The 8,032-nt window shown below is 55.3% G+C and carries 5 protein-coding genes and 1 tRNA gene; 4 read left to right on the top strand and 2 right to left on the bottom strand.

The window, feature by feature from the left end:
- The first annotated feature begins 48 nt into the window (after positions 1 to 48).
- Both IT585_00825 and IT585_00820 read left to right on the top strand, forming a co-directional pair.
- Positions 49 to 121: transfer RNA gene (locus tag IT585_00825), tRNA-Asn, on the top strand.
- Positions 122 to 670: 549 nt separating this feature from the next.
- The gene (locus IT585_00820; protein MCC6961772.1) at positions 671 to 961 is read left to right on the top strand and encodes an RNA-binding protein; all 291 of its coding nucleotides are present in this window, start codon (positions 671 to 673) and stop codon (positions 959 to 961) included.
- Positions 962 to 1,299: 338 nt separating this feature from the next.
- On the opposite strand, the gene IT585_00815 is transcribed toward IT585_00820, so the two are convergent.
- Both IT585_00815 and IT585_00810 read right to left on the bottom strand, forming a co-directional pair.
- A complete protein-coding gene (locus IT585_00815) occupies positions 1,300 to 2,859 on the bottom strand; it encodes a radical SAM protein (protein ID MCC6961771.1) in 1,560 nt (519 codons plus the stop codon).
- Between the two features lie 242 nt (positions 2,860 to 3,101).
- On the bottom strand, positions 3,102 to 3,770 hold the full coding sequence (locus IT585_00810) for a response regulator transcription factor (GenBank protein ID MCC6961770.1): 669 nt from the start codon (positions 3,768 to 3,770) through the stop codon (positions 3,102 to 3,104).
- A gap of 684 nt (positions 3,771 to 4,454) precedes the next feature.
- Between IT585_00810 and IT585_00805 the strand changes: the two genes are divergently transcribed.
- Both IT585_00805 and IT585_00800 read left to right on the top strand, forming a co-directional pair.
- On the top strand, positions 4,455 to 6,689 hold the full coding sequence (locus tag IT585_00805) for a glycosyltransferase family 4 protein (GenBank protein MCC6961769.1): 2,235 nt from the start codon (positions 4,455 to 4,457) through the stop codon (positions 6,687 to 6,689).
- A 20-nt stretch (positions 6,690 to 6,709) separates the two neighbouring features.
- Entirely contained in the window at positions 6,710 to 7,681 is a 972-nt protein-coding gene (locus IT585_00800; GenBank protein MCC6961768.1) for a glycosidase, read from the top strand.
- The last annotated feature ends 351 nt before the right edge of the window (positions 7,682 to 8,032 follow it).

Below are 8,032 nucleotides of genomic sequence, written 5' to 3'. Positions count from 1 at the left end.
CCGATAATCATATATTGTCGCGCGACCTGACCGTGTCGCAAATTCCACTCCCCGGTAGCTCAGTCGGTAGAGCAGCTGACTGTTAATCAGCGGGTCGCTGGTTCGAGCCCGGCCCGGGGAGCTTTTTATTGTTGTCCCCCGACGACTTACGAACTCCATTCAGTTCAACTCTCTTACGGTTCCTCTGAAGAAAGGGCCGCTGACTGGAGACTGTCATGTTGGAGTCGCGACGAATCGCGCAAGCCGATGAAAAGGTCAAGGGCACAGGTTACCAGAGATACTACGACTCGTTCAAGTTGGAGTGCAGGATCTGCAATCCAACTCATTTGACTATCGGAGGGCATCTGGAGAGAATTGGCTATCTGATCGAATACCTGAGAAAGAAACTCAGTGTGAACAACAATTGTCTTCCGAAGTACGATGCACCACAGGGGGAACGTCACAAATAGTGAAATTTAATTGTAGCTTCTCGACCACTCACTGCGTATACTAAAATGTTAATGTTAATTTGAGTTCGACCTTTTCCGCAGTCTTGTTCTAATCTACAACTCTTCGCTAAAGTAAAATCTCGAATTGATCGCGCAATGACGCGCAGTAAATCAGCTGTCTTGAAATGACGGGATTCCAGTGAAGGCAACGTCCATCAAGATCAGCAAAAATGGAGTGTAGAGTGAATATCTACGTCGGAAACATGTCGTTCGAAACGACAAAAGAACAGTTGCGCCAGGCTTTCGAAGGCTTTGGTCAGGTCTCAACCGTGAACGTCATTACTGATCGCGACAGCGGACAGCCGAAAGGGTTCGCGTTTGTTGAGATGCCGGCAACCGCAGAGGCGACTGCCGCCATTGGCGGGCTCAACGGCCGCGAGATGAACGGTCGCGAGTTGAAAGTTAATCAGGCGAAACCGCGCGAAGACCGTGGTAATCGCGAAGGCGGCAACGGCTACCGCAAAGTGTATTAGCCTCGACATTGCCCCACTCGTGGTAGCATTGCCACAGGACTGAAACTCGGGGAGACCGGTCAGCCGGTCTCCTTGTTTTAACGTGTCAGTACGACACAACAAGGGGATCGCGGAAACGGGGGCAATAGGTCGGCCATGGTCTACCGAGTGCGACGGACATTCCTCTTGGTTGCTTGGTTGCTCGTACCTGTTATGTAGCCTTCTTGGGCTGTCTATCCTGTCTGGCCTTCTCCTCTTGCTCGCGCTTGCTTTTCTTCTGCTTTCGCTCTTTCTCTTTGTCTTTCTTTCCGCCTTTGTCACCCATCATCTACCTCTCTTCTCCAGCGAACTGCTTCTCGTTATGGTGTGCTGTGAACTGCGGCACCGGGGAGTACTCTCTCCATCGACAACAGAGCCGCGTTCGGATCATGACGAAATGCTCCTTCCGGCAACCACTGCCAAAAATGGCCAAGGTCCTTGCGAATTCTCCCTATGAAATATTCGGGAATCTCATCCGTCTCCTGTTCGAAGAATCGTCGGAATGGTCGGTCGCTATCCAGTCGCTTGCGCACTTCAGTGAAGTAGGCAATGCGACCAAAGCGCTCCGACGAGAGCCCACGGACAACATTCAGCCATCTGGGAATCGTCTCGCCATTGGCCAGGAATCGCCGGAGCAGCAGGCGCGAAGAGTAGGAGAATGATGTTACATCAATGAGATAATCGTAGAATTCCGGCCAGGAATAGTTCTTGGGACGAATGTTCATCTGAACGTTGCTGAGGAAGTGAAACGGAATCGGCAGCACCCGGTTGGCGCGCTGAAGCTCGATGTTGAGGGGTGCTGCTGCGCCAAAAGCGGAAAGCATCGAGTAAGCCGGAAACGCCCCCGGCGTGATGTCGAGAAACCGCTTGGTCAGTTCGAACGGCGCCGGCCCCTCATCGCCGTCGAGTCCGAAGATATGGTTGGTTTGAACATACGGAATGTGGCGGAGGATCATCCGGATGTGAGCCGATACTTTTCGAACTTTGTCAATTCCCGTTATCGTGCCCGTGCTTGACTTCTTGCCCATCTCGAACCAGGACTCAATTCCGGGTAGCAGCGCCTTAAATCCATTACGCGCCAGTCTCTTTACACGCGGTTCGGAGAGCAGAGACAGAGACGACTCGGCAATGAAATCGATTCGACCCGACGGAACTGACTCCTCGATGGCATCCATACAGCGATCGAACTGGACGCCGAAGTTCGGGTCGTGCCATGCCACCCGCGGACGTTTCAACTTTGTGAGAAGAAAACGCAGATCCCGCTTCATTTCACCGACATCCAGCGGCTGGTATGGAACCTGCGCGTCGATGCAGAAATCACAGGAATACGGACAGCCCAGGCTGCTCAGGAGCGGGACGATTTTAATGAACGGCGCTTTCCGCAGGGTCTGTTCAATAAACTTCCAGCGTTCACTTACACTGGGCAAGTCGATGGGATGGCGTGCTGCCGAGAGGTGCTGACCGACGGGACGGTATGGAGCACAATCTTGAAGCACTCTTTGGATCAGCGCTTTGTCGGTGAAGCCAAGAACGTAGTCGAAATACTTCTGCGCATCCTGAGGATAACAGCGGGCATGAGGCCCGCCAAGTACGGTGACCGCGCCACGAGATCGAAACAACTTGCTCAAGGCGTAGGACAATAAGGCTGCCTCGGTGAATGCGCTTATGAACACGATATCGACCTCGACAGGCAGCTCGTCGATGAGATTCTCCCGGCCGGTGTAGGTCACCAGGGTGACGTTATGCCCCTGTAGTTCACACCACGTCGCCACAACTTGCGGCATGATGCTGACGAAATTGGCACCCATGACGCGCATCCAGATCGTCTTCATCGGGGCTTTGGCCACAAGATCAATGATACCGACAGAGAGTTTTCTCACGTCAAACGACTCCCATGCAAGTTACGACCAGCGTCACGACTGCGATCGTTTCCAGCGTGCGGTTCCAGCTGTCCGTAGATCATCCGGCCGCTGTCACCATGACTGTGCCGGAAATAGTCACCGAGGCACAATTCACCTATACTCCATGAGTATAGTAGTAAGGCGCAGCCGGGCAATCGGTCGAAGGATTGAAAAGGGAGCTAATTCCTAAGATTGAGTTGCGGTCGCTACTGATCAGAAATTCAGGCGCGTGGCTTGCGAACGATTCTGTCGGTGAGCGCAAAGCTGGCCAACTCCAGCCGCGTCTGCAGCGCCAGTTTCTCGAGCGTGTTATGGACGTGACTCTTTACGGTGTGGACGGCAATCTTCAGTTCGCACGCGATCTCCTTATTGCTCATTCCGCGTGCAATGAGATCGACGACTTCGTGCTCACGTCTGGTCAACCTGACCGCTTGCATCAGCCGGTCAGCCTTTCCGGTCTGAACAGCGAACTCGACAATGTGGGAAAATAGCGATTCCGTCAGGGGCGGTGGGAGCACCTTCTTGCCTTCAGCCACCGACCGGATCGTTTGCAGGAAGTCTTCGATCGTGGCATCCTTGAGGATAAAACCGGAGACTCCGGCCTTAACAAATTCGATCACTTCCGCCTGAACCGGAATGAGGTCCATCACAACAATTTCGGCCTTCGGAAAACGGGTCTTGATCGTCTCCGCGATTCGGAGGCTGTTCTGACTCCGCAAGCCCAGATCAAGCAGCACCACCTGGGGCTTGAGTTTCCCGGCTTTTTCGAGGGCATCACCGTTGCCTGACGTCGAAACCGCCCGGATATCCGGCTGGTCATTGAGCATCGCACAAATACCCTCGCGCAGTATGCGATTATCTTCAATCAGCAACACTCGGATTTTCGACACGCGTGATCCTTCCGTTGGCGGTCAGTGGTTGATCCGGTGTCAGAAAATATGGAGCCTCACCGAAACGCGTCAAGCACAAAAAACGGATCCGCCTGGTCCGGAAGTGGCCGCCCCGCCTAGACTTGGTCGGCGTCCGGAGCGCCTACGTCAGACGCATTTGGCGGACAGCGAATATATAATGAGGCGATTCCGAAATTTCGACGTACTTACTTATATACATGGTGTCCCCGAGTTGATGGTCTCCCAAGCCTTGCTGCGACAAATCAATCCTTGTCAAATCATCGATCAGGAACAGACAGCGGATTCCATGAGTGCCTCATGGTCACTGGCGAAGCCGTGCCAGACTAATCTTCGAGTGGGTCGAAGAGCGCAGGAGATGCGGTTTGGATATCCCTATGGGGCGCCCGTCACCAGATACTTCTCTGTCAGCGCTTCGCGACCGACGCACTATCTGGAGCCGTCCCTCGGGCCCGGGGACTAGATCCTTTTTCAATCCTTCGAGCGATTGCGCCTTCTGAAGGTCAGATCCATACTAAGATGCGTAGATGTCGGCTCTTCCGGCGCAGGAGAACGGCGCATCAGAACGTACTCGCGTCCTTCAGTACCGGTTGAGGCCGATACGACAGGACTCCAGCTGTGTGAAAGGACATATTCGGTTTGCAAAACGGCTCAGATGGCTCGCTTATCAAGCGAGTCGCATTCATCGGTAATTACCTGCCGCGACGGTGTGGTATCGCGACCTTCACGACCGATTTGTGCGAAGCAGTCGCCGCCGAAAACGATGGAATGACCTGCATCGCCGTGCCGGTTAATGACACCGATCAGGGGTATGAGTATCCCGATCGCGTGCGGTTCGAGCTCTCAGAGAAGGACATTGAATCTTACCGCCGGGCAGCCGACTTCCTGAATATCAACGATGTTGATTTGGTCTGCCTGCAGCATGAGTACGGCATCTTCGGCGGGCGGGCCGGCAACCATATCCTGACCCTCCTCCGCGAGTTGCGAATGCCAATTGTCTCAACCCTGCACACCGTCCTGGCAGAACCGGACGCGCACCAACGTTCGGTCCTGGAAGAGATTGCGAAGCTCTCAGATCGACTCGTCGTCATGAGTCAGCGCGGAAAGAGTTTTCTCACCGATATTTATCGCGTGTCTCCTGACAAAATCGATCTCGTCCCTCACGGTATTCCGGATGTTCCGTTCGTTGACCCGAGTTTTCACAAGGACCTTTTCGGCGTTGAGGGGAAGATGGTCCTGCTCAGCTTTGGACTGCTTTCGTCCAGCAAGGGGATCGAAAATGTCATTGAGGCCCTGCCGTCAATCCTGGTTGATCATCCGAACGTTGTCTACATCATCCTCGGCGAGACCCATCCCCATGTAAAACAAACTGACGGAGAAGCTTACCGGCTGTCGCTCCAATGGCTGGCCCGGGAGCGAGGCGTCGAGAGCAATGTCATCTTCTACAACCGGTTCGTCAGCTTGAAAGAACTGATTGAGTTCATTGGCGCCGCAGATATCTACATCACTCCCTATCTCAACCAAGCCCAGATCACATCAGGCACGCTCGCCTACACGCTGGGTGCCGGGAAAGCCGTCATCTCGACGCCCTACTGGTACGCCGAGGAAATGCTGGCTGAAGAGCGCGGAGTGCTGGTGCCGTTCAAGGACCCGACGGCCCTCGCCCAGAAAGTCATTGATCTATTGGACGATGAAGCCAAGCGACACGCCATGCGCAAGCGCGCCTATCTGTTCGGACGGGAAATGATCTGGTCGCGAGTGGCGCGTCGCTACCGCGCGACTTTCGAACGTGCCCGGGCCGGGCGACGTCATTTCAGCAGCCCCGGATTCGCGGTCAAGGCTCTCGATAAACATCCCGGAGAACTGCCGCCACTGAAGCTTGATCATCTGCGCAACATGACGGACGAAACCGGCATTTTGCAGCATGCGATCTTTACGATCCCCAACTATCACGAGGGATACACCACCGATGATAACGCGCGCGCCCTGATCGTGAGCGCCCTTCTGGAAGACGTCGGCAACCAAGAAGCTTCCGAACTGGCCTCACGATATCTGGCTTTCGTCTGGTACGCCTATAATGCAGACACTGGACGCTTTCGTAACTTCATGACGTACCAGCGTACGTGGCTGGAAGAAAATGGTTCGGATGACAGCCACGGCCGCGCGCTGTGGGCACTCGGAACAGTGCTGGGGCGCTCCCATTCGCAGGCGTTGCAGAAGATGGCCGGCTGGTTGTTTGAACAGGCGCTGCCTGCCATTCTCGCGACCACAAGCCCCCGGGCCTGGGCCTTTGCACTCATCGGTATTCATGAATACCTTCGACGTTTTGCCGGTGACCGTCACGCCGGCCAAGTCCAGGGGGAATTGTCGCAACGTTTGCTGACCTTGTACCAGCGCTGTCGCTCGGATGACTGGCGATGGTACGAAGATGGACTTACCTATTGCAACGCCGTTTTGCCGCATGCGTCCCTCATTTGCGGACAATCGGTTCAGAGCGCCGAAATGATTGATGCCGGACTTGATTCACTGGACTGGCTGAGCCAGGTACAGCGAGCCGCCAAAGGCGGGCATTTTGTCCCGATCGGGTCAAATGGTTTCTACCGGAGAGGCGGCGACCGCGCCCGATTCGATCAACAGCCCGTGGAAGGTCAGGCAATGGTGTCTGCTTGTCTCGAGGCCTTTCGAATCACCAAAGATGATCGCTGGCGCAAGGAAGCCCAACGAGCGTTTGAGTGGTTCCTTGGGCGTAACGACCTGAATCTCTCGATCTATGACCCGACTACTGGCGGATGTCGCGATGGTCTTCATCCCGACCGCTCCAACGAGAATCTCGGTGCCGAGTCCACCCTCGCCTTCCTGCAAGCCCTGTTGGAACTGCACCTGGCTGAGACCACTTTCTAGCCCGCGGAGACACATTCCCAATGAGCAACACACACCCCGAACTTCTTCGTCGCTGCAAACTCAATCCCATCTTGACAGCAGACAACTGGCCTTACCCTGTCAACAGTGTGTTCAATCCCGGCGCCACATTGTTGGCTGACGGCACAACATTACTACTGTGTCGCGTCGAGGATCGACGCGGGAAGTCTCACCTGTGCGCCGCCCGCTCAACCAACGGCGTGGACGGGTGGTTGGTTGACCAACATCCAACCTTGATCCCGGACCCCGAGCACTTTCCTGAGGAGATCTGGGGCATTGAGGATCCGCGCATCACTTACATCCCGGAACTGAGTCAGTATCTCGTAGTCTACACTGCTTTCACGCGTGATGGACCGGGCGTGGCTCTGGCTGCTACCGAAGATTTCCGCACCTTCAAGCGTTATGGCGTGATCATGCCCCCTGAAGACAAGGATGCTGCCTTGCTGCCACGCCGCATCGACGGTCGGTGGGCGCTGATTCACCGACCAGTCAGCTCCCCTCGGGCGCATATGTGGATCTCTTATTCGCCCGATCTGACGCATTGGGGCGGTCACAGGCTGATGCTTGAGGCGCGGCGAGGAGGCTGGTGGGACGCAAACAAGATCGGTCTCTCACCCCCGCCGATAGAAACCCCTAAGGGTTGGTTGGTGATTTACCACGGTGTGCGGCAGACGGCCGCAGGGGCGATCTATCGACTCGGGCTGGCGCTATTCGATCTGAGATCCCCGGAGGTGTGTCTCCGCCGCTGCAATCAATGGATCTTCGGTCCCGAGGAAGCTTACGAACTGCATGGTGACGTTGGAAATGTTGTCTTCCCTTGCGGCTACACGGTTCTGGCGGATGGCGATACCATCCATTTCTATTATGGAGCAGCCGACACGAGCATAGCTCTGGCCACAGGAAGTATCTCTGCCATGTTAGATTGGCTGGAAATTGACTTCCAAGGTTCGCGTGACCTTACCCCTGTGATTTGATCCGCTCGGCTTGCCGTGCGCTCCACCTCTCGCGAAATCGCCACGATCTGCTCCGGCGATTACATTCGTTTGGTGCTCGAGGCTCGGTCGCGAGAGGAACCAGTGCAAGGCGACCAGGCAGTTCTACAATGACTCTCTAGAGCCGGTGCAAGGCGAACCATAGCCTCATGCGGCTGTTTCAAAGTACTTGATCAGACTGTGGAAGGTTCTTGTAACGTCCGCTTCGGGGAGCTTTTTTTTACCCACAGAATTCGCAGGCGCGGGTCAAGGTGGGCGACGGCGGCGACGCTGCGTGCTGGAGATCCACTGCAGGTGCGGATGTCTATCGCGGCGGGGCAAAGCGGTCGGAGT

The sequence above is a fragment of the Candidatus Zixiibacteriota bacterium genome (assembly GCA_020853795.1).
Classification (GTDB): domain Bacteria; phylum Zixibacteria; class MSB-5A5; order CAIYYT01; family CAIYYT01; genus JADJGC01.
The sequence above is the reverse complement of the archived record's forward strand: the minus strand, read 5'-3'. Positions and strand labels throughout refer to the sequence as shown.